This window comes from Amphritea sp. (genome assembly GCF_048266285.1).
In the GTDB taxonomy this organism is placed as follows: domain Bacteria; phylum Pseudomonadota; class Gammaproteobacteria; order Pseudomonadales; family Balneatricaceae; genus Amphritea.
Window position 1 is genome coordinate 31,345 of the sequence record NZ_JBLWZV010000024.1, and the last position, 23,473, is coordinate 54,817.

Below are 23,473 nucleotides of genomic sequence, written 5' to 3' on the forward strand. Positions count from 1 at the left end.
TTTTTTTTCGACTGAAATGTAGCCTTCAGTGGTCAGGCACCACCATCGAAACCCAACTGACGCCAAGCCTCGTAAACCACCACAGCCACGGTATTAGACAGATTCAAACTGCGGCTATCAGCCTTCATTGGCAAACGCAGTCGCTGCTCGCTAGGTAAACTATCTAATACATCCGCTGGTAGACCACGGGTTTCCGGACCAAAGAGCAAGATATCACCGGCACTAAAACTGGCCCCGGTATAGTGATCACTTCCCTTCGTTGTCAGCGCCCAAATAGTGCCACCCGACAGTTCATCCAGACAACTCTGCAAATCAGGATAGCGTCCAACCTGAGCGAATTCATGATAATCCAGCCCCGCACGGCGTAACTTCTTATCATCAAAATCAAATCCCAGTGGTTCAATCAGGTGTAACTTAAACCCGGTATTCGCACACAGACGGATAATATTACCGGTATTGGGTGGTATTTCCGGCTGGTAAAGCACAACGTGAAGCATAAAAAATCCCTGACACTCAATGAGGCAGGGATTATAGCTGAAACTGACTAAAGATTACTCCTCTAGCGTTTCCGGCACATCATCCATACCCAGCTCTTTGATCTTGCGGGTTAGCGTGTTACGCCCCCAGCCCAACAATAACGAGGCATCCCGGCGGCGACCCGCAGTTTGCTTCAGCGCGGCCTCAATCATAATTTTCTCAAACGCAGGCACCGCTGTATCCAGAATCGATGTCGATCCCTGCTGCAACTGTTTTTCAGCCCAGTTACGTAACGCTTTCTCCCAGTTTGAAGTGACGACCTGCTCATCACCGGTCTGTTCCAACAGCTCTGGCGGCAAATCACCGACCAACACTTCTCGGCCCGAAGCCATCACCGTCAGCCAGCGACAGGTATTTTCGAGCTGGCGCACATTACCCGGCCAAGGAAGGTTACTTAAAAACACCTCGGTATCCGGATGCAACAACTTCGATTCAACACTTAGCTCTTCGGCTGAACTTTGCAAGAAGTGACGTGTAAGGCGAGGAATATCTTCGCGCCGCTCCGCCAGCTTAGGGATATGAATACGGATAACATTAAGGCGGTGAAATAAATCTTCACGGAAACGTCCTTCCTGCACCAACCGCTCAAGGTCTTGGTGGGTCGCCGCAATAATACGCACATCGACCTTCACCGAAGTATGTCCACCTACCCGATAGAACTCACCTTCTGCCAGCACTCGCAATAAGCGCGTTTGAGTGTCCGCCGGCATATCACCAATCTCATCAAGAAACAGCGTGCCACCATCGGCTTGCTCAAACCGCCCCGGTCGAGCCGCAGCCGCACCGGTAAAGGCGCCTTTCTCATGGCCAAACAGTTCGGATTCGATTAGATCTTTGGGGATAGCCGCCATATTCAACGGAATAAATGGTTTTGGCGAGCGCGGACTATGCTGATGCAACGCATTAGCAACTAACTCTTTACCGGTACCGGATTCACCATTGATCAATACGGTGATATTCGATTGAGACAAGCGCCCTATCGCCCGAAAAACCTCCTGCATCGCCGGTGCTTCACCAATGATTTCAGTCTGCGCTTCGGGCTCTTCACCTCGCTGTTGCTGCTGTTCACGGGCGTGCTCCACGGCGCGCATCACCAATGCTGAGGCTTCATCGATATCGAACGGCTTAGGTAGATACTCGAACGCACCCCCTTTATAAGAAGCCACCGCACTATCCAGATCCGAATGGGCCGTCATAATAATAATCGGCAGTTCAGGATGCTCCGCATTGACCCGCTCAAGCAGATCCAAGCCGTTGATGCCTGGCATACGGATGTCACTGACAACAACATCAGGCGACTCACGGGAAAGCTGTTGCAACATGCTGTCGCCACTTTCGAACAGCGTCACCCTAACTCCTTCGCTGGAGAGAGCCTTATCCATCACCCAACGAATTGAACGATCATCATCTACAATCCATACAGATGCAGCCTTAGTCATGATTGTTGCTCCAATGGTATTAATAGTTGAAAACAGGTTTCACCCGGGACGCTACGGCATTCAATCAGCCCCCGGTGTTGCGCTAATACTGATTGCGCTATGGATAACCCAAGCCCGGTGCCGGCCGCTCGACCACTCACCATGGGGTAGAAAATCTTTTGTAATAACTCTTCAGGAATACCCGGCCCGTTATCCGTTATTTCAACGCAACACACCAAGCGGTGCATTTCAGCACCCAGTGTTAAATTACGGATAACCCGAGTACGCAACACGATACGAGGCTGATCAATATTGGCTTCCTGCAGTGCCTGCATACTGTTTCTAACAATATTCAGCACCGCTTGTATCAGTTGCTCCCGATCCCCCATAAACTCAGGCAAACTGGGATCATAATCTCGCTGAACATAGATCTGACCAGCAGCTTCGGCGGTCACTAAACTACTGACATGCTCCAGTATGGAATGAATATTAACCTCCTCCATACGAGGCATTTTATGTGGTCCAAGCATCCGGTCGACGAGATTACGTAAGCGGTCAGCCTCATCAATGATGACCCGGGTATAATCGTGCAAGGCCTCATCAGGTAGCTCACGCTCAAGCAGCTGCGCCGCCCCCCGCAAACCGCCTAATGGGTTTTTAATCTCATGGGCTAAGCCTCTCACCAGAGAGATCACCGTTTCATGATTACTGAGTAACTCTTCTTCTCGAGAGATACGGATCAACCGATCTCGCGGGGTCAGTTCGATCAACACCAACTGACCATATTTTTGCGGCATGGGATTAACACTGTAGTCGATGGTAATCTCACGTCCGCCCAGCGTGACGAGCTTCGCCTCACGCTTAGTAAATGGATGGCCCTTTTCAAGTGCCGCAAGTAGCGCATTCTGATCATCATCGACCAGAAACCAGTCATGAAAAGGTAATTGAGCCAAACGACGAGCACTGGACTCGAGCAGCATTTCTGCCGCGGGGTTCATATACACCAACTGCAACTGCCCATCGACCAACACCGTCGCCGTCGATAAACTATCTAATATGTGTTTATGCAAATCAGGTGTTTTCATCTTTGATGCGATACCTCAAGAACTTGCCTATATGCCATTCTCTATTCATAAGTACGGCGGTTATAAAGATAACTGCAAAAAGCAAACCAACTTAGTGCAGATAAAAAAATAAGCCCGGTAGCGGGCATCTCCGGTCATATCGAGATGCTTTAGAGCGCCGCCTGACGCTTTAGCATAACACTCTGCGCACTCTTTTGGGGCAACGTCATTTTGGATAAAAAAAAGCCTCCACGCGGGAGGCTCTTTTCAGTTAATCGCTAGCGATTAAACAGAGTAGTACAGGTCAAACTCAACAGGGTGAGTTGTCTGGCTTATTTTTTCACACTCTTCAGTTTTCAGTGTGATATAAGCATCGATCATGTCGTCAGTGAACACGCCACCAGCTGTCAAGAACTCACGATCATTATCCAACGCTGCCAAGGCTTCTTCAAAAGAAGTCGCAACGGTTGGAATCGCCAACGCTTCTTCAGCAGGCAGGTCATATAGATCTTTATCGGCTGGATCGCCAGGGTGGATCTTGTTCTTAATACCGTCTAGGCCAGCCATCATCAGTGCTGCAAAGCACAAGTAAGGGTTGGCAGATGGGTCTGGGAAACGTGTTTCGATACGGTAAGCTTTAGGGTTAGTCACGTATGGGATACGGATAGAAGCAGAACGGTTACGGGCAGAATACGCCAACATAACAGGGGCTTCAAAGCCTGGTACCAAACGCTTGTAGGCGTTAGTTGATGCGTTAGTCAGGGCATTCAACGCTTTCGCGTGCTTAATAATGCCACCGATGTAGAACAACGCTGTTTCACTCAGGCCCGCATAAGCATCGCCATGGAAGATGTTAACGCCATCTTTAGACAGAGACTGGTGAACATGCATACCAGAACCGTTATCACCAACCAAAGGCTTAGGCATAAAGGTCGCTGTTTTGCCGTAGGCATGTGCAACATTATGTACGCAGTATTTCAGGATCTGCACTTCATCGGCTTTAGCCGTCAGCGTGTTTGGACCTACACCGATCTCGCACTGGCCAGCGGTTGCTACTTCGTGGTGATGTACTTCGATTGTCAGGCCCATCGCAGTCATCGCATCGCACATAGCGGCACGCAGGTCATGCAGTGAATCAACTGGCGGTACTGGGAAGTAACCTCCTTTAACCCGTGGACGGTGACCGGTGTTACCACCTTCGAAGCTGCTGTTAGTCGACCAAGAAGCTTCTTCAGAACCGATAGAGTAGCCGCAACCACTGATATCAGCGTGCCATTTAACTTCATCAAACACGAAGAATTCTGGTTCAGGACCAAAGATAGCCGTATCCGCGATACCGGTTGATTTCAGGTAAGCTTCAGCGCGCTTAGCAACAGAACGTGGGTCACGCTCGTAACCTTGACCGGTGGTCGGCTCAACGATGTCACAACGCACGATAATAGTCGTGTCTTCAGCAAAGGGATCCATCACAGAAGCAGAATCGTCTGGCTGCAGAATCATGTCTGATTCATTAATGCCTTTCCAGCCGCCGATGGAAGAACCATCGAACATTTTGCCTTCTTCGAAGAAGTCTTCGTTAATTTCGGTGACCGGGATTGTAACGTGCTGCTCTTTACCATGAGTATCGGTAAAACGCATATCAACCCACTTAACATCATGCTCTTTGATCAGATTCAGAGTCTCTGACATGTGACTTTCTCCACTAGATTATATTGCCAGACCCCCAACCGATTGCGTAAGACATATTAATAGTCCAACCAGTCAGGCTTGTTTCGCTTTTAAACAGCAAGAGGTATGCCAGTAAACACAAGCACCGAAAACACGCGACATCTAGCAGCTTTGATCGAATTTGAAACAATGACAGCCCTCAATAACGAACCAAAATAGAGCATGCAAAACAAATAACGAACCAAAATAGTGCGAGCGACGTTTTCCCGATTTACCCTTAACCTCGCTGCCTCAAAAAGGTGCCATCATAATACGCTAACCCATAGGACTTATCCTCTAAAAGAGATCGGCAAACCAGAAAAAAAACTATTTTTACTATTCATCTCATAAGAAAGACGCAGCCGACTGATAACTCATGTATAATGCGCGCTTCTAAAATTTGTCTGCACAGGTTCCCAGACGTGATCGAAAAATTAAGAAACATCGCAATTATTGCCCACGTTGACCATGGTAAAACCACTCTGGTTGATAAACTGCTTTCTCAGTCCGGTACGCTGGGACGTCGCGACGAAGGCACTGAACGGATCATGGACTCCAATGATCAGGAGAAAGAACGCGGTATCACCATTCTGGCAAAAAACACTGCCATTGAGTGGAATGATTACCATATCAACATCGTGGACACCCCCGGACACGCCGACTTTGGCGGCGAAGTAGAACGGGTTCTGTCAATGGTTGATTGCGTATGTCTTCTGGTTGACGCTGTTGATGGCCCAATGCCGCAAACGCGCTTTGTAACACAGAAAGCGTTTGAGCAAGGCCTGCGCCCTATCGTTGTTGTTAACAAGGTTGACCGTCCGGGTTCACGTCCTGACTATGTTATCGATCAGGTTTTTGACCTGTTTGACAGCCTCGGCGCAACCGACGAACAGCTAGACTTCCCAATCATCTACGCCTCTGCTCTTAACGGTGTTGCGGGTAAAGAGCCAGATGCATTGGCAGATGATATGACGCCACTATTTGAAGCGATCATTGAGCACGTTAACCCACCACAGGTTGATACTCAGGGTCCTTTCCAGATGCAGATCTCCGCACTGGACTACAACAGCTATGTGGGTGTTATCGGTGTAGGTCGAGTCAGCCGTGGTTCGGTTAAACTGAACCATGTAGTTAAAATCATCGACCGCGACGGCAATGTCCGTAACGGTAAAGTACAGAAGATCATGGGTTACCTTGGTCTGGATCGTGTTGATGTTGAAACAGCTCAAGCGGGCGACATTATCTGTATCACCGGTATTGATGCCCTAAACATCTCCGATACCCTGTGTGATCCGTCAGCTGTCGAAGCGCTGCCTCCGCTGTCTGTCGATGAGCCAACAGTATCCATGACCTTCCAGGTCAACGATTCTCCTTTTGCCGGTAAAGATGGTAAATACGTCACCAGCCGTAATATTAAAGACCGGCTGGATCGCGAACTGATTCACAACGTTGCACTGCGCGTTGAACAGGGCGACTCTCCTGAGAAGTTCAAAGTATCGGGTCGTGGTGAACTACACCTATCCGTACTGATCGAATCTATGCGTCGTGAAGGCTTCGAGCTGGGTGTGTCCCGTCCTGAAGTAATCCAGAAAGAAGTCGACGGCAAAACCCACGAGCCTTTCGAAACCGTGATGATTGATGTTGAAGAACAGCATCAAGGTAACATCATCGAAGAACTAGGCAAGCGTCGCGGCGATATGAACAATATGGAAGTCGACGGCAAAGGCCGTGTACGCCTGACGTTCCTTATCCCATCTCGCGGACTGATCGGTTTCCGTTCACAGTTCCTGACCATGACTTCCGGTACCGGTATCATGACGTCCGTCTTTGACCACTACGGTGAAGTTAAAGAAGGCGAAGTGATCAGCCGTAACAACGGTGTTCTGGTATCAATGGTAACCGGTAAAGCACTGGGTTATTCACTCTGGAACTTGCAAGAACGTGGCCGTCTGTGCGTAGAACCGAATATCGAAGTCTACGAAGGTATGATTCTGGGTATTCATAGCCGCAATAACGATCTCGCGGTTAACCCAATCAAAGGTAAGCAGCTGACCAACGTACGTGCCTCCGGTACTGACGAGAACATTCAGTTGACGCCTCCGGTTCGCTTTACCCTAGAACAGGCTCTGGATTTCATTGAAGATGACGAGCTGGTCGAAGTAACGCCGATCTCTATCCGTATTCGTAAGAAGTTATTGACTGAAAACGAACGTAAACGTCACTCACGCTCAGGTAAGTAAACTCTTTTAGTTTTACTCTCCTGCACGTAAATAGCCCGGACAGCGACTGCTGTTCCGGGCTATACTCCCGGTGTCTGTCAGCTCACAAGGACACCCAGATATGAACATCCTCTTTCCCGATATCAATCCTTATAAACAGCACCAACTGGCTGTTGATGATCTGCACACCCTCTATATAGAAGAGAGTGGCAACGCCCAAGGCATCCCGGTTCTATTTATTCATGGCGGCCCCGGTGGCGGTACCAGCGGCACTCACCGCAAATTCTTCGATCCCGAAAAGTATCGTATTATTCTGTTTGACCAGCGCGGCTGTGGACAATCAACACCCCACGCAGAGCTCACTGACAACACAACACAAAACCTAATCAGTGATATCGAACAGATTCGCGAACATCTTAATATCGATCAATGGCTGCTCTTTGGCGGCTCTTGGGGGTCAACCCTCAGCTTACTCTACGCCGAGAGTCATCCAGAACGTGTCTCAGGGATGATCCTTCGAGGCATTTTTCTGTGCCGTGAACGGGATATACACTGGTTCTATCAAGAAGGCGCCAGTGCTATTTTTCCTGACTACTGGCAAGAGTACCAAAAGGTTATCCCACCACAGGAACGTGGTGACATGCTGCAGGCTTACCATAAACGACTAACCTCAGAAAACGATATTGCCCGAATGTCTGCCGCTAAAGCCTGGTCTATTTGGGAAGGCCGCTGCTCGACACTTAACCCTAACAATGATGTTGTCGACCATTTCGGAGCCCCACATATCGCTCTAGCGATGGCTCGGATAGAAGCCCACTACTTTATCAACAATGCTTTTATCGACACCAATCAGATCATTCGCGATGCCCATAAGATTCAGCATATCCCAACCGTTATCGTACATGGCCGTTATGATATGGTGTGCCCAATTGAGCAGGCTTTCGCCTTGCAACAGGTACTACCTCAGGCAGAACTCCATATCGTTAGAGATGCAGGGCACAGCGCATTTGAACCCGGTATTACCGATAACCTGATCAAAGCGACCAAGCAGTTCTCGCTATCGAAAGCCTGAGCCTGACAGAGCAACACACCAGCAAGGAACACAGTTGAAAGCACTTATTCAGCGGGTCAATGCCGCATCAGTTGATATTGCCGACGAACGTCACGCCCAGATAGGCCCTGGCATACTGGTATTACTCGGGGTTGAGAAAACCGATGACGAAGCCTGCGCCGACAAGCTGCTGCAGAAAATACTGCATTATCGTATCTTCAGCGATACCGAGGGCAAGATGAACCTCAACTTGCAACAGCACAACGGCGGGTTGCTAATCGTCTCCCAGTTCACGCTCGTCGCCGACACCGCCAAAGGGTTACGACCCGGCTTTTCCAAAGGCGCTAGCCCACAACAGGGCGAAGCCCTCTATGACTACTTTGTTCAGCAAGCCCAAGCCCTCCATCCGGAGGTTGCCAGCGGCCAGTTTGGTGCCAACATGCAAGTCAACCTCATTAATGATGGCCCCGTAACCTTTCTACTGGAAGTATAACCCGATGGACACCACCGCCTTCGCCTTGGCTGAACGTATCTTCCTTACGGTATTCCCCCTCTTCGCCATCGTGCTGAGCGGCTACCTTTATGGACGCTATAAGAAACCCGATATGACACTGGCAAACCAGCTCAATATGGATATCTTTGTGCCCGCGCTGGTGTTTTTCGTGCTGTCGGACAAATCCTTCGATCTGGTTAAATATCAAGGGCTGGCCATGGCCGCGGCACTCGTCATTCTCGGATCGGGTTTGTTACTCTGGCCATTATGCAAAGTACTTAAGGTGCAGGCCAAAACATTCCTCCCGCCGATGATGTTTAGCAACAGTGGCAACCTCGGCCTACCGTTAATCATTCTCGCCTTTGGTGAACAAGCACTACCCGCTGCGATTATGCTGTTTATTGTAGAAATGACGCTACATTTCACTGTGGGCATCTATATGATGGATCACCGCACTAACCCTTGGCGACTGCTGCGAATGCCTATCATCATTGCCACCATCGCCGGCCTAACATGGAGCAGCTTGAGTTTGCCGATGCCAGCGTCGATCGCCACGAGCCTCGATATGCTCGGTCAGATATCGATTCCACTCTTGCTATTCACGCTAGGGGTTCGACTGATCACCGTCGACTTTAGTGCTTGGAGGATCGGCGTAACTGGTGCCGTGCTGAGCCCACTTGCAGGCATCCTGATCGCCTATGCGGTACAACAACTGCTTCACCTCGATGCGGAGCAGTTTGTCTACCTAATCATTTTTGGCGCCTTGCCACCGGCAGTACTCAACTACATTGTCGCCGAACAATACAATCAAGAACCCAAGCAGGTCGCTTCAATTGTATTATTAGGAAACATGGGCGCTCTCCTCTTCATTCCGGCCACCTTGGTCTTTGTGCTATAAAAAAAGGCTGCCATCGGGCAGCCTTTAACATACAAACTAAGCTTTGGGTTTCGACGCTGAGTTCCAGCACTTCAGTCTCAAACCTAAAGCACTCACTATGCACACTTAAACCTTACTGCGGATCCTCAACGGCGATACTCTGGAGGTTTTTCGCCACGGTGGCACCACCAATACCTTTCACGTTTGCCAATTCATCAATCGTTTTGAACGGCCCATTGGTTTCACGATATTCAACAATCGCCTTAGCCTTAGCAGGCCCAACCCCTTGCAATACTTCGGCAAGTTGGTCAGCGGACGCGGTGTTGATATTCACCATCGGTTCGGCAAAGACTCCCAAGGGCAAACTCAGACACAGCAGCAGTAACAACGACTTTAAGCATGAAGTCCGTTTCATAGTTATTTCCTTCTGTTTATTAAACCAAAAAACCAGCATAAGCTGGTTTTTACAGTAATAGCACAAAATAAAAAGGTGACAACTATCGTGCTGCAAGAATCTCCTGCTCAATACGCGCCAACGCCGCGACAGGTGCATCTGACTGGGTAATCGGGCGACCAATAACCAGATGAGTGCTGCCCGCGCTAATCGCTTCTCCCGGCGTCATAATTCGCTTCTGATCACCTGTCGCAGCATCAGCAGGACGAATCCCCGGCGTCACCAGTTGAAAATCAGGTGTTATAATCTGCCGTAATGGTTTCACTTCCTGAGCCGAACAGACAACACCATCTAAACCGCTGTTTTGAGTCAGCAGGGCCAATCGTTTAACCTGTTCCAATGGCTCAATATCTAAGCCGATGTCCGCCAAATCCTGACGTTCCATGCTGGTCAGCACGGTAACCGCAATCAGTAGTGTTTTTGCACCATTGACCTGATCCAGTTCATTCCGTGCCGCCTCCATCATCCGCCGGCCACCAGAAGCATGAACATTGACCATCCAGACCCCCATCTCAGCCGCCGCACGAACAGCCTTAGCAGTGGTATTCGGGATATCATGAAATTTCAGATCTAGAAAAACATCAAAGCCTTTCCCATGAAGCGCTTCGACCACCGCAGGTCCCGCTCGGGTAAACAGCTCTTTACCCACTTTTACGCGACATTTTTCAGGATCCAGCTGCTCTGCCATTGCCAGGGCGGCAAGTTGATCCGGATAATCCAACGCAACGATAACCCGTTTAGTATCATTCATTTACTTACATCTCATACAAATTATGATCCTGGCTATTCACCCTCAAGCCCATGGATCGGTTTAGTCGTCCCCCAGTTCTGACAGGAGGGACATTGCCAATGCAGCGACTTACCCGAAAAACCGCACCGCTGACAGTGATAGACCGGCTTGCTCAACTCTAACTGCCCTGTTAGCCCTCGCAACACCATCAGGCTTTCATTCGCGCCTTTTGATGCATGAGTAATATACAGGTCGATTAGCTGGTTAAAGCCTTTTATCGAAGGACGCTGCTTTAATTGATCGGTAATAAAGGCACCCGCAGGATAAGCCCCTTGCTGTTGCAAAATAATATCGCCAAGGGCGAGCATAATACTGGTTGAGGGATATTTATTCAGCCACTGTTTCATCAATCGTTCAAACTCAGAAGTCTGATTTAATTCATGGTAGCAATGCTTCAAGCGCTCAATGGTTTCAGACAGGAAGGTGCTATCTTGCTGCGCAACCTGCTTTAACGTCGCGATGGCCTTTTTCCACTCTTGCTGCTTGATGGCGATATCGGCCAATAATAGATTGGCGCGTACGGCATTTTTGTCAAACGTTAACGCTAAATTCAACTTAGCACTCGCGTGGCGATAACGTTGCTGCGCAATATTGCCTTCAGCCAGCTCACAGCAATAATGACTCAACTCAACGTCTAGTCCCGGCCGCTCAGTAACGCTCAGCTGTTTAGCCACATCAAGAGCTTGCTGCCATTCCTGTTCTTTAGCATAGAGCTTGATCAGCAGCGCTGAGGCTTTTTGTAACACATCAGCACTCGAACGCTGGGATCTGATTTCTAATAACAGATTTTCGGCACGATCAAGTAAACCGACCGCATAGTAATCCCGTGCCAACGCCATTTGGATGCGCATGAAATCATCATGGGAAAGATCTGAACGAGCCAGTAAGCTCTGATGAATCTGAATGGCACGTTGAACGTCACCTTTCTTACGAAAGAGTTTAGCCAGCGCGATATGGGCAGGAATGGTATCAGAATTAATTTCCAGGGCACGAATAAAGCTATCGATAGCTTCATCGGTTTTTTCACTCAACAAAAAGTCGAGACCGCGAAAATACTCCTGCTGCAGGGTATTTTGTGGCTGTTTATTATTCTGCTGACGCCCTAGTAACCAACCAATAGCAACCGCAACGAACAGCGGAATAATAAACAGTAAATCATTCATATCAGGTAGCGCGTTTTAACGCCGCAGTACGCAGCTGATCAAGCTCCTTATCGGCTGAGCTAATTTTACGTTTTGCCGCCTGAAGCTTAAGCTTCAAGACCATGACAAAAATACTGCTGACCACAACCCCAGCAATACCACCGACAACAAAACTCGCCATCAACCACAATGATAAGCTAGCTTCGGGAAGCGTAAAGAAAAATAAGTTAATCGAAACCAGCTCAGTATTCAGCGTGGCAAAGGTCCAGCCACAGAACAGAAATACCAGACACAGCGCCAGTACCAGCAATATTTTTAACCAACGCATTATTTACCCCTACTGTTAATTAATCCTAAGATCGTTCACTTTTCAAACTATCGTTGACCTGCTCACGCAACTCTTTACCCGGCTTGAAATGCGGTACATATTTAGCATCCAGCGAAACAGAATCGCCCGTTTTTGGATTACGGCCCACCCGGGGTTCACGATAGTGCAGGCTAAAACTGCCAAAACCTCTTATCTCAATACGATCTCCTTGAGATAAAGACTCTGTCATGTGGTCCAGCATAGTTTTAACGGCCAACTCTACATCTTTGATAGAAAGCTGTTCATTCTGGTCAATCAAACGCTCGATCAGTTCAGACTTCGTCATGCTCACCCCCTGACATTAACAGATCTGACCTACTGCCAGTCCGCTTATCAGACATTATATTTATTCGTTACTATTTCTTTTCCAACTGAGCCCTGATGAGGTCACCGATGGTTGTCGGCCCTTCAGAGTCAATCTGTTGATGCTTAATTGCATCCAGAGCTTGGTTTTCCTGTTGTTTTTCCAACTGCTTTATCGATAACGCCATTGTTCGCGCACGCCGATCTATATTGACGATCAACACATCGATAGTTATTCCAATCCTAAAGAGCTGACTGAGATCCTCTACCCGCTCAATCGAGGCTTCCTGTACCTTAACACTGCCTTCTACGCCTTCAGCCAAGCGAAGCTGTAACTGTTTCGGCTCAACCTGAATAATATCCCCTTGGACAATCGAGCCTTTCGGATGACTTGCGGTATAGCTTGTAAATGGATCTGCAGATAGCTGCTTAACGCCTAGGGAGACACGTTGCCGCTCACTATCAACCGACAACACCACCGCAGTAACCGTATCGCCTTTATGGTAGGCCTTAACCGCCGTTTCTGCCGGTTGATCCCAAGACAGATCTGACAGATGCACAAGGCCGTCAATGCCACCTTCCAAGCCAACAAACAGACCAAAATCTGTAATCGACTTAATAACGCCCGAAACCTCTGTATCTTGAGCATAGGTTTCGGCAAAGAGATCCCAAGGGTTCTCCTGGCACTGTTTGATACCCAAAGAGATCCGTCGACGCTGATCATTGATATCAAGAATCATGACCTCAATCGAATCACCCACTTGCACCACTTTGGATGGGTGGATATTCTTATTGGTCCAGTCCATCTCAGAAACATGCACTAAACCTTCAATGCCCGGTTTAATCTCGGCAAAGCAACCATAATCAGCGATATTGGTGACCTTAGCACTCACGCGACTACCGACCGGATGGGCCGTTTTAAACTCATCCCAAGGGTCTGGTGTTAACTGCTTCATCCCCAGCGAAACACGCCCTTTATCCCGATCATAGCGTAAGACCTTAACATCGATCTCATCGCCAATACTCAGTAACTCACTAGGATGCTTAACTCGCTTCCAAGCAATATCGGTAATATGGAGTAAACCATCAACCCCGCCTAGGTCGATAAAAGCACCGTAATCGGTCAGATTTTTAACCATCCCTTTAACGGTCATGCCTTCATTGAGGGTCGCCAGTAACTTATCACGCTCTTCATTATAAGCGGTCTCCAGCACTGCCCGGCGTGACACCACGATATTATTCTGTTTAGCGTCTAATTTGACCAGTTTGAATTCGAGTTCTTGATTTTCAAGATGAGAGGTATCACGAAGAGGACGAATATCGACTAAAGAACCCGGTAGGAAGGCACTAATGGTATTCAGATCAACGGTTAACCCACCGCGTACCTTACCGGTAATTCGGCCGGTCACAATAGTATCGTTTTCAAAGGCCTGCTCAAGCACCAACCAAGCTTCAGCGCGTTTCGCTTTTTCTCGCGATAGTAATGTTTCGCCAGAACCATCTTCGAGAGAGACCAGCACCACATTCACCTGATCACCGGCGCTAACGCTCAATTTGCCATCGTCATCTAGAAACTCATGTCGGGGAATATTACCCTCCGACTTGAGCCCCGCATTAACCACGACAAAATCACCGTCAACCGCGACAACCGTCGCGCTAACAACCGAGCCCGGCTGCATATCCAGCTCGGTTAAACTCTCCTCAAACAGCTCAGCAAAACTCTCACTCATACCGGCCAAACCTCATATGTTTACCGTTAACGCAATCCTTTATGTCGTGCCTGATCTAGTACCGAAGCCAATACCGCTTCGATACTCAACTCAGTGGTATCAAGGCATATTGCATCTTCAGCGGGTTTGAGAGGCGCTACAGCGCGGTTCATATCACGCGCATCTCTCGCCTGAATATCCGCCAATATTGTCTGAAGACTAGCACCCAGCCCCTTATTTATCAACTGGTTATACCGACGGTTAGCGCGCTCTTCAGCGCTAGCCGTTAAATACACTTTTAGCGGCGCTTGCGGGAATACTACCGTGCCCATATCACGCCCATCAGCAATCAAACCCGGCGCTGCAACAAACGCCCGCTGGCGTTCGAGTAAGGCATCTCTGACAGAACCAATCGCCGCAATCACCGAGGCATCAGCACCACACTCTTCGGTGCGGATCGTATGGGTAACCTCTTCACCTTCCAAGATGATAGTGACTTCATTCTGATTAGCGGAGGTTTCAAACTGCACATCGAGGTGTGCCGCCAATACAACTAAGGCGTTTTCATCATCCAGTGCGACACCGTGATGCCGCGCAGCCAACCCAACCAAACGATACAGGGCACCACTATCAAGCAAGTTCCAACCCAATTCTCGGGCTAGCAGGCTACAGATGGTTCCCTTACCTGATCCACTCGGACCATCAACTGTAATAACTGGGAAATCTCCCATGTTACTTCTCCTCTTTGCGAACCTTGATACCTACCTGCTGAGCCAGCTCAACAAAGTTAGGAAACGATGTGGCAACATTGGCACATTCATGAATCTCAATAACACCCTTAGCCCGCAAGGATGCGATAGCAAAAGACATGGCGATGCGATGATCATCATGACTTTCAATGACGCCACCGCCCATCTCGCTACCACGAATAATGGCACCGTCCGGGGTCCCTTCGATATCCGCACCGAGGGTTTTCAAGCCATCGACCATCGCTTGAATACGATCACTCTCTTTGACTCGCAGCTCTTCGGCGCCCGTCAATACCGTTTCGCCTTCGGCGCAGACCGCAGCAATAAACAGTGCTGGGAATTCATCAATCGCTAACGGCACCTGATCTTGCGGTATATGGATACCTTTAAGAGGCGCATAGCGGATACGAATATCGGCCACCGGCTCACCACCCACTTCTCGCTCGTTAAGCAGTTCGAGATGGCTGCCCATCGCCCGAAGAATATTGATCACACCGATACGCGTTGGGTTAATGCCTACATGCTCAAGGGTGATATCAGAATCCGGACAGATCGCTGCAGCCACCATAAAGAAGGTTGCCGAAGAGATATCCGCGGGCACATCGATTTTAGTCGCCTTAAGCGAGCCACCACCGGTGAGGGACACCTGATTACCCGCCACATCAACCTGATAACCAAAGCCTCGTAACATCCGTTCGGTATGATCGCGAGTGGGTGCGGGTTCAGTCACGGTTGTCTCGCCTTCGGCATAGAGCCCCGCCAACATGACACAGGATTTAACCTGCGCACTGGCCATCGGCATCTCATAACGGATCGCTTTGAGTGACTGACCCCCTTTAATTCTCACCGGTGGGCAACCATTCTCGTCGGTTTCGACTTGCGCACCCATCAACCGTAGTGGTTTCGCTACGCGCTCCATGGGACGCTTACTCAGGGACGCATCGCCACTGAGTTCAGAATCAAATGCCTGACCGGCTAACAAGCCCGACATCAGGCGAATCGTGGTGCCGGAGTTACCCACATAGATAGGCCCTGGCGGTTGGCGTAGACCATTGATGCCCACACCATAAATTTTAACGGCGCCCTGATGCGGTCCCTCAATCACCACTCCCATATCGCGGAACGCTTGCAAGGTTGCAAGGCTATCCTCGCCTTCTAAAAAGCCGGTGACCTCGGTGGTGCCATCGGCTAAGGAGCCCAACATAATTGAGCGGTGAGAAATCGACTTATCACCCGGTACGCGGATAGTGCCCTGCACCTGTCCACCGGGTTGAGCGTAAAATGTTGCGTCTTTTATTTTCATATTTTGAGTGTAGGCCGAACCTGATAAAATTTTTGAAAAATGTTCTCGTGCAGCTTTCGCGCGGGTAAAAATACCCAGCATCGCCTGACTTTCTTCTGCTTCAATCGCGTCTCTCAACCGCTGTACGCCGGCTGAAAATTCATCAATCTTCTGTAAAATGGCAGACTTATTGGCAATACCAATGTCGTGCCACATGGTTGGATCACTGGCGGCAACCCGGGTGAAATCACGGAAACCACCGGCGGCATAACGAAAGATTTCAGTGCAATCTTGCTCGCGGGCAAGAGTATCGACCAATGAGAAGGCCAATAGATGTGGCAAGTGGCTAGTTGCAGCCAGTACTTCATCATGCCGTGCCACATCCATCTGCAACACTTCAGCTCCCACAGCCTGCCACATTCGAGCAATCAGTGTCACCGCTTCGCGATCACTCTGCGGTAACGGCGTCAGAATAACCTTATGATGCTCAAACAATGTTGCATCCGCTGCGGCTATACCGCTTTTTTCTGAGCCCGCAATCGGATGCCCAGGGATAAACCGAGCAGGTAGTTCACCAAACAGCCTTTCAGCAGCTTTGACCACATTACCTTTAACGCTGCCGACATCCGTCAGAATGGTCTCAGGCCGTAAAACAGGTTTTAGCTCAGCCAACACCGATTCAATCGCCTTAACTGGCACCGCCAACACAATGACATCGGCACGAGCCGCTTCAGCCAACAAATCCTCTGCCGCTTCATCAATTACACCGAGTCGCAAACCGGTCGCTAATTCATCGCTATCACGGTCGTAGCCGATCACCGTGCGGCAAATACGGTGGCTACGCAGCGCACTTGCCAGCGACCCACCAATTAACCCTAAACCAATGACTAAAACTCTTTCAGTCAAACATCTCACGATCTATTTACCCTTTCTCACGGCTATTCAGCACTTTCGTAAATGCAGCCAAAAAGCGGCTATTTTCTTCCGGCAGGCCAACGGTCACCCGTAAGTGGTTGGGCATTCGATAGTTCGCCACCGGCCGGACAATAACCCCTTGCTGTAACAATGAAGCATATATTGGCGCTGCATCAGTGCCGCAATCAACCGTAATAAAGTTACCTACTGAGGGTATCCAATTAACACCTAATTCGCTAAAACCCTGTTCTAATTGCGCTATACCACTACGATTAACCTCAATACTGCGCTGCAGATAGTCTGTATCATTCAATACAGCGGCGGCCGCTTCCAATGCTGGGATATTGACGTTAAAGGGCTGCCGCACCCGGTTTAATAGATCGGTAATCGTACTATTGGCGACGCTATAGCCAATGCGCAATGCGGCCAAACCAAAGGCCTTTGAGAAGGTCCGTGTGATAATCAAATTTGCAAAATCATTTTGCAGTGCTAATCCCGATAAATAACTCGGTTCGGTAACATATTCAGCATAAGCCTCATCCAAAACCACCACGACATGCTCAGGCACCTTAGCCATAAAGCCGCGCAACGCCTCACCGGAAAACCATGTACCGGTCGGGTTGTTTGGATTCGCGAGGAAAATAACCCGGGTTTTATCGGTGACCGCTGCCGCCATCGCATCCAGATCATGACCCCAATCTTTGGCGGCAGTCACGACCGCTTTAGCCCCCGTTGCCTGTGCTACCAGCATATAGACAATAAATGAATGCTCTGAGTAAATAACCTCATCTCCGGGCAACACAAAAGCACGGCCAATCATCTCGAGTACATCATTCGAGCCATTACCTAGGGTTAGGTGATCGGTTCGATAGCCATAGTGTGCAGACAATGCCTCTTTCAACTTAAAACCACTTGCATCAGGATAGCGACAGCTGTCGGACAGCGCGGCTTGCACCGCCGCTATCGCAACCTCACTGGGGCCCAGCGGGTTCTCATTACTGGCCAGCTTAATACTGTTACTAATACCCAGCTCACGCTCCAACTCTTCCACCGGTTTACCCGGTTGATAAGGTTGAAGCCCCTGAACACCAGACGTCGCCAGTTGATAGAAATCACATGCCATTAATTTTCTCCAGATCAGAGGACCGCAACCGGATATGAACCCAACAATTTAAGCTCAACTGTTTCAGACTGCAGTTCACGTAGAACGTTCTGAATATGCTTATTAGCCGCATGCCCCTCAAAATCAATATAAAAAACTGAGTGTGAGTTTTCCGTGCTTGCTGGCCGGGTTTCAATGCCCGTCAGGCTGATTTTATGTTTGTGGAAATGTTCTAGTAACTCATACAATGCGCCCGCTTTATCGCGCACAGTCACCAGAATAGAGGTTTTATCTTGACCACTTTCGCCAACTTCTTGATCACCTACGATCAGGTAACGCGTACTGTTATCTGACTGGTCATCGACATTACGGGCGACAATATTGAGCTGATATAGATCGGCCACCAAATCACTGGCAATCGCCGCGGCACCTGAACCGAACTTAATCGCCATCCGCGCCGCTTCCGCATTGCTGCTAACGAGGATACGTTCGGCGGATAAAAAGTGAGCATCCAGCCAGCTACGACACTGCGACAGTGTTTGCTGAGGCAAATAGATGCGGGTGATACCGTCGAGATTATCACCATCAGCACGCAAAACATGGTGATGGATGCGTAGCTCGACCTCACCGCAGATCATAAGATTAAAGCGTTTAAAGAGATCAAGTGTATGACTCACCATGCCTTCGGATGAGTTCTCGATGGGCACAACACCATAATGAGCGCCACCGGACTCCACTTCACGGAAAACTTCATCGCCGCTATTAAATGGAATACAGTGGGCTGAGTGACCAAAATGCTTGCTCGCGGCCTGCTGAGTAAAGTTACCTTCAGGTCCCAGAAACGCTACATGCATCGGTTTTTCCAGCGCCAGGCACACCGACATCACTTCACGAAACAGCCGTGCTACCTCATGGTCGGCAAGCGGCCCTTCGTTACGCTCCATCACCCGGCGCAACACCTGAGCTTCACGTTCAGGACGGTAAAATACCGCATCCTTCGGGCCCTGATATTTCTCTTTAACCTCAGCCACCTGCTGAGCACAGCGTGCACGATCATTCAGCAGCGTATGAATCTGCCGGTCGATTAAATCGATCTGATCGCGCAGAAGCTTAAGTTCTTTTTCCTGATCACTCATTATTACCGCCCTCTACTGCCTGACTTATCCGTGACGCTGTGAAAAGTCCTGCATAAAGTCGATCAACGCGTCCACACCCGCTTCTGGTACTGCGTTATAGATACTCGCACGCATACCGCCGACCGAACGATGACCCGGAAGGTTCAGCAGACCACTTTTTTCAGCCTCGGCCAAAAACAGTTTATCCAGTTCTGCGTTCGCCAGAATAAAGGGAACATTCATCCAAGAACGGGCATTAACCGCCACAGGGTTTGAATAAAATGGATTGCTATCGATCACGCTGTAGAGTTTCTCAGCCTTGCGACGATTAACCTCAGCCACGGCTTCAACACCGCCCTGCGCTTTGAGCCACTTAAACACCAGCCCTGCCAGATACCAACCAAATGTAGGCGGCGTATTGAGCATAGAATCAGCGTCTGCGGTGACTTTATAGTCATAGAGAGCAGGCGTAGAAGGAAGGATATCACCCAGCAAGTCTTCGCGAATAATGACAACCGTCAGCCCTGCTGGGCCGATATTTTTCTGCGCACCGGCGTAGATCATACCAAAACGACTAACATCGACCGGACGGGAAAGGATATTAGATGACATATCCGCTACCAACGGCACATTCCCGGTGTCAGGGATATAATCAAACTCAACCCCGCGAATGGTTTCATTCGGCGTGTAGTGCACATAAGCAGCTTCAGGATTAAGCTTTAGCTCATCCTGAGAGGGTGCACGGGTAAAATTATTGTCTTCCATACTCGCTACAACGTTTACATCACAGTAACGTGCGGCTTCTTTGATAGCTTTCTTGGACCAGTCACCGGTATTGATATAGTCAGCGGTCGTTTTGCCCCGCAACAGGTTCATCGGAATCATGCTGAATTGGCTACTAGCGCCACCCTGCATAAAAAGAACCTTATAATTATCGGGAATCTGCATCAAATCACGCAGATCTTGTTCAGCTTCAGCCGCCACCCCCACAAACTCAGGGCTACGGTGACTCATTTCCATAATGGAAAGGCCAAGACCATGCCAATTCAATAGCTCTTGCTGAGCCAGTTTCAGGACATCTTCAGGCAGTGCAGAAGGACCCGCACTGAAATTATAATTACGTGTCATTTTGATAGATCTGCTACAAAGTTCGTAAAAGTGGTTCTGTATAAACTTGTGTAAAACCGATTATCCAAAACCGATTGTGTAAAAACCGGTTATACCATCAACCGGCAAAGCCAAACCGCGACAATTCAACGGGTAATCTAGCGCGATAAAGCGCCTTTAATAACGGTTCACTAAGACAAAAATGTGCGGCCAGTGCCGCACATTTTTTCGCCTCAATGATTACGCTTGATCATCATCAAGCGGTGCCTCAGGACTCTCTGGTGTTGCAGGGTTATCCGGTGCGTCATCCACAACCTCGACATCACCCTCAACGACCTCAGTGTCAATTAGCTCATCGTCCGTTTCTTCCGGCTCTTCTATACGAGCCACACCGACAAGGTTTTCATCCTCAGCCACCCGGATCACTCGGACCCCCTGAGTGTTACGACCTAAGACAGAAATCTCATCGCTGCGAGTACGTACCAATGTGCCCTGATCACTGATCAGCATCACATCATCGCCTTCAAACATCTGCACTGCACCGATCAACTCACCGTTACGGTCGGTGCACTGCATGGCGATAACACCCTGCCCACCACGACCATAGGTCGGAAAGTCTTCAACCGCGGTCTGCTTACCATAACCATTAATACTGGTAGTCAGAATGCGGCCATGTTCCTGAGGAATGATCAGCGAGATAACCTTCGCATCTTGCGCTAGTTTAATACCACGGACACCACGAGCGGTACGCCCCATAGGTCGTACATCATCTTCGGCAAAACGAATCGATTTACCCTGGCTAGAGACCAGCATCACTTCGGCAGTACCATCGGTAATCGCTGCACCGATCAGGGTATCCCCTTCATCCAGCGCCAACGCAATCAACCCGGTAGAACGAGGGCGGGAGAAGTTAACCAGCGGTGTTTTCTTCACCGTACCATCAGCGGTTGCCATAAATACATAATGCTCATCGGCATATTCGTTTACCGGCAGAATGGTGGTGATACGTTCACCTTCCTGCAACGGTAGAATATTGATGATCGGACGACCCCGCGCTGCACGACTGGCTTGTGGAATTTCATACACTTTGAGCCAATACACTTTACCTAAGTTGGTAAAGCACAAGATAGTATCGTGGGTGCTGGCAATCAGCAGTTTTTCGATAAAGTCTTCACCTTTAACCGCCGTTGCCGACTTACCTTTACCACCACGACGCTGAGACTGATACATCGTCAGTGGCTGGGTTTTGGCATAGCCACCGTGAGATATAGTCACCACCATATCTTCTTCGGCTATCAGGTCAGCCACGGTAAAGTCTTGCTGCGACGCGATGATATCGGTGCGACGTTCATCACCAAACTCTTCGACGATCAGCTCTAACTCTTCACGGATCACTTCCATCAAGCGCTCAGAGCTATTCAGAATCGCCAACAATTCGGCGATACGATCGAGCAATTCCCGGTATTCGGCGATCAGTTTTTCATGTTCCAGACCGGTTAAGCGGTGCAGGCGCAACTCAAGAATCGCTTGCGCCTGTACAGGAGACAGGTGATAGACACCGTCGTGCATGCCGTATTGCGCTTCAAGATCTTCCGGACGGCAGGCATTTTCGCCAGCACGTTCCAGCATCACTGTCACATCGCCGGGCTGCCATTCAGTCTCAATCAAACGTTCTTTGGCTTCAGCTGGGCTCGGAGAGCTCTTAATCATCTCGATAACAGCATCGATATTCGCCAGAGCAATCGCCAAACCTTCCAGAATATGGCCACGCTCACGCGCCTTACGCAGCAAGTAAACGGTACGGCGGGTAACGACTTCGCGACGGTGACGGATAAAGCATTCAAGAATGGACTTAAGATCGAGGGTACGAGGCTGCCCGTCGACCAGTGCCACCATGTTGATACCAAACACGTTTTGCAGTTGAGTCTGAATAAAGAGGTTATTCACCACTACTTCAGACACTTCACCTTTACGCAGTTCGATAACAATGCGCATGCCATCCTTATCGGATTCATCACGCAGCTCGGTGATACCTTCGAGTTTTTTCTCTTTAACCAGCTCGGCGATCTTTTCGATCAAGCGAGCTTTGTTCACCTGATAAGGGATCTCAGTAAAGATAATCGACTCTTTACCGTTCTTATCATTGGTTTCAATATGATGTTTGGCGCGCAGATAGATGCGTCCACGACCGGTTTGGTAAGCCTGCAGAATACCGGCCCGGCCATTGATAATAGCGCCGGTTGGGAAGTCAGGTGCCGGAATATATTCCATCAGCCCATCGATACCCAGCTCAGGATTATCGATCAGTGCAATACAGCCACGGACAATCTCCCCGAGGTTGTGAGGCGGAATATTAGTCGCCATACCGACAGCAATACCGGCAGAACCATTCACCAGCAGCGTTGGCACTTTAGTCGGCAACACTTCTGGGATCTGTTCGGTGCCATCGTAGTTTGGCACGAAATCAACGGTTTCTTTATCGAGATCAGCCAGCAGCTCATGCGAGATTTTCGCCATGCGAATCTCGGTATAACGCATCGCTGCGGCCGAATCGCCATCGACGGAACCGAAGTTCCCCTGACCATCGACCAGCATATAGCGCATCGAAAATGGCTGCGCCATCCGTACGATGGTGTCATAAACAGCACTATCACCATGGGGGTGATATTTACCGATTACGTCACCTACCACACGGGCAGATTTTTTGTACGCCTTGTTCCAGTCGTTGTTAAGTTCGCTCATAGCGAACAGCACCCGACGGTGTACAGGCTTAAGTCCATCCCGTACGTCTGGCAACGCACGCCCCACGATTACGCTCATAGCGTAATCCAGATATGACTGCTTCAGTTCATCTTCGATGTTGACTGGCAGAATCTCTCTGGCTAAATCACCCATAATAGCTCTGGCTATCCTTGAATCTGACTGCTGAGAATTAAGTGGTTAAACCCACCCTGAAAGCGGTAAACCTTAAGCGCCCGAGTATACCATAAAGAAACACCAATACTCTCGCAAAATTAAGGTCTTGGAGAGCAGAATCAGTGTTCTGAGCAGTTCCCTAGCAGACTTCCTGTA

Annotated in this window: 20 protein-coding genes; 4 read left to right on the forward strand and 16 right to left on the reverse strand. The window is 49.3% G+C overall.

All coding sequences use genetic code 11. The features are described from left to right. Window positions 1–32 precede the first annotated feature (32 nt). The 4 genes from trmL to glnA all read right to left on the reverse strand — a co-directional run bounded on the left by trmL (window position 33) and on the right by glnA (window position 4,708). Window positions 33–497, reverse strand: coding sequence for a tRNA (uridine(34)/cytosine(34)/5-carboxymethylaminomethyluridine(34)-2'-O)-methyltransferase TrmL (trmL, locus tag ACN0T0_RS17870; protein WP_417228092.1), 465 nt, complete (start codon window positions 495–497; stop codon window positions 33–35). 54 nt (window positions 498–551) lie between these two features. Then, window positions 552–1,976, reverse strand: coding sequence for a nitrogen regulation protein NR(I) (glnG, locus tag ACN0T0_RS17875; RefSeq protein WP_417228093.1), 1,425 nt, complete (start codon window positions 1,974–1,976; stop codon window positions 552–554). Then, the gene (gene glnL / locus ACN0T0_RS17880) at window positions 1,973–3,040 is read right to left on the reverse strand and encodes a nitrogen regulation protein NR(II) (protein WP_417228094.1); all 1,068 of its coding nucleotides are present in this window, start codon (window positions 3,038–3,040) and stop codon (window positions 1,973–1,975) included. Before glnL ends, glnG begins: the two co-directional genes overlap by 4 nt. Before the next feature lie 264 nt (window positions 3,041–3,304). Continuing rightward, on the reverse strand, window positions 3,305–4,708 hold the full coding sequence (gene glnA, locus ACN0T0_RS17885) for a glutamate--ammonia ligase (RefSeq protein ID WP_417228095.1): 1,404 nt from the start codon (window positions 4,706–4,708) through the stop codon (window positions 3,305–3,307). A 440-nt stretch (window positions 4,709–5,148) separates the two neighbouring features. Between glnA and typA the strand changes: the two genes are divergently transcribed. The 4 genes from typA to ACN0T0_RS17905 all read left to right on the forward strand — a co-directional run bounded on the left by typA (window position 5,149) and on the right by ACN0T0_RS17905 (window position 9,387). Continuing rightward, window positions 5,149–6,966: a translational GTPase TypA gene (typA, locus tag ACN0T0_RS17890; RefSeq protein ID WP_417228096.1), complete on the forward strand. Its 1,818-nt coding sequence runs from the start codon at window positions 5,149–5,151 to the stop codon at window positions 6,964–6,966. A gap of 100 nt (window positions 6,967–7,066) precedes the next feature. Beyond that, complete coding sequence (gene pip / locus ACN0T0_RS17895; protein WP_417228097.1) at window positions 7,067–8,017, forward strand: prolyl aminopeptidase; 951 nt, start codon at window positions 7,067–7,069, stop codon at window positions 8,015–8,017. Between the two features lie 34 nt (window positions 8,018–8,051). Next, window positions 8,052–8,489, forward strand: a complete 438-nt coding sequence (dtd, locus tag ACN0T0_RS17900; protein WP_417228098.1) for a D-aminoacyl-tRNA deacylase — start codon at window positions 8,052–8,054, stop codon at window positions 8,487–8,489. A 4-nt stretch (window positions 8,490–8,493) separates the two neighbouring features. Continuing rightward, a complete protein-coding gene (locus tag ACN0T0_RS17905) occupies window positions 8,494–9,387 on the forward strand; it encodes an AEC family transporter (protein ID WP_417228099.1) in 894 nt (297 codons plus the stop codon). 112 nt (window positions 9,388–9,499) lie between these two features. Here ACN0T0_RS17905 and ACN0T0_RS17910 read toward each other — a convergent pair whose 3' ends face one another. From ACN0T0_RS17910 to gyrA, 12 genes are all read right to left on the reverse strand, one after another. Further along, complete coding sequence (locus ACN0T0_RS17910) at window positions 9,500–9,781, reverse strand: ComEA family DNA-binding protein (RefSeq protein WP_417228100.1); 282 nt, start codon at window positions 9,779–9,781, stop codon at window positions 9,500–9,502. Between the two features lie 82 nt (window positions 9,782–9,863). Next, window positions 9,864–10,571 (reverse strand): orotidine-5'-phosphate decarboxylase, encoded by a 708-nt coding sequence (pyrF, locus tag ACN0T0_RS17915; protein ID WP_417228101.1) that lies wholly within the window; start codon window positions 10,569–10,571, stop codon window positions 9,864–9,866. A gap of 32 nt (window positions 10,572–10,603) precedes the next feature. After that, entirely contained in the window at window positions 10,604–11,773 is a 1,170-nt protein-coding gene (gene lapB, locus ACN0T0_RS17920) for a lipopolysaccharide assembly protein LapB (protein WP_417228102.1), read from the reverse strand. A 1-nt stretch (window position 11,774) separates the two neighbouring features. Beyond that, window positions 11,775–12,080 (reverse strand): lipopolysaccharide assembly protein LapA domain-containing protein, encoded by a 306-nt coding sequence (locus ACN0T0_RS17925; RefSeq protein WP_417228103.1) that lies wholly within the window; start codon window positions 12,078–12,080, stop codon window positions 11,775–11,777. 25 nt (window positions 12,081–12,105) lie between these two features. After that, window positions 12,106–12,405 carry an integration host factor subunit beta gene (gene ihfB / locus ACN0T0_RS17930; RefSeq protein ID WP_417228104.1) on the reverse strand — a complete coding sequence of 100 codons (300 nt, stop codon included), beginning with the start codon at window positions 12,403–12,405 and terminating at the stop codon, window positions 12,106–12,108. A 70-nt stretch (window positions 12,406–12,475) separates the two neighbouring features. Further along, a complete protein-coding gene (gene rpsA, locus ACN0T0_RS17935; protein ID WP_417228105.1) occupies window positions 12,476–14,152 on the reverse strand; it encodes a 30S ribosomal protein S1 in 1,677 nt (558 codons plus the stop codon). A 26-nt stretch (window positions 14,153–14,178) separates the two neighbouring features. After that, window positions 14,179–14,862 carry a (d)CMP kinase gene (cmk, locus tag ACN0T0_RS17940; RefSeq protein ID WP_417228106.1) on the reverse strand — a complete coding sequence of 228 codons (684 nt, stop codon included), beginning with the start codon at window positions 14,860–14,862 and terminating at the stop codon, window positions 14,179–14,181. 1 nt (window position 14,863) lies between these two features. Beyond that, window positions 14,864–17,077 carry a bifunctional prephenate dehydrogenase/3-phosphoshikimate 1-carboxyvinyltransferase gene (locus ACN0T0_RS17945; RefSeq protein ID WP_417228107.1) on the reverse strand — a complete coding sequence of 738 codons (2,214 nt, stop codon included), beginning with the start codon at window positions 17,075–17,077 and terminating at the stop codon, window positions 14,864–14,866. Between the two features lie 7 nt (window positions 17,078–17,084). After that, entirely contained in the window at window positions 17,085–18,200 is a 1,116-nt protein-coding gene (gene hisC / locus ACN0T0_RS17950; protein ID WP_417228108.1) for a histidinol-phosphate transaminase, read from the reverse strand. Between the two features lie 14 nt (window positions 18,201–18,214). Then, window positions 18,215–19,315, reverse strand: coding sequence for a prephenate dehydratase (gene pheA / locus ACN0T0_RS17955; protein WP_417228109.1), 1,101 nt, complete (start codon window positions 19,313–19,315; stop codon window positions 18,215–18,217). A 24-nt stretch (window positions 19,316–19,339) separates the two neighbouring features. Next, window positions 19,340–20,422, reverse strand: a complete 1,083-nt coding sequence (serC, locus tag ACN0T0_RS17960; protein ID WP_417228110.1) for a 3-phosphoserine/phosphohydroxythreonine transaminase — start codon at window positions 20,420–20,422, stop codon at window positions 19,340–19,342. Between the two features lie 219 nt (window positions 20,423–20,641). After that, complete coding sequence (gene gyrA / locus ACN0T0_RS17965; protein ID WP_417228111.1) at window positions 20,642–23,296, reverse strand: DNA gyrase subunit A; 2,655 nt, start codon at window positions 23,294–23,296, stop codon at window positions 20,642–20,644. Between the last annotated feature and the right edge of the window lie 177 nt (window positions 23,297–23,473).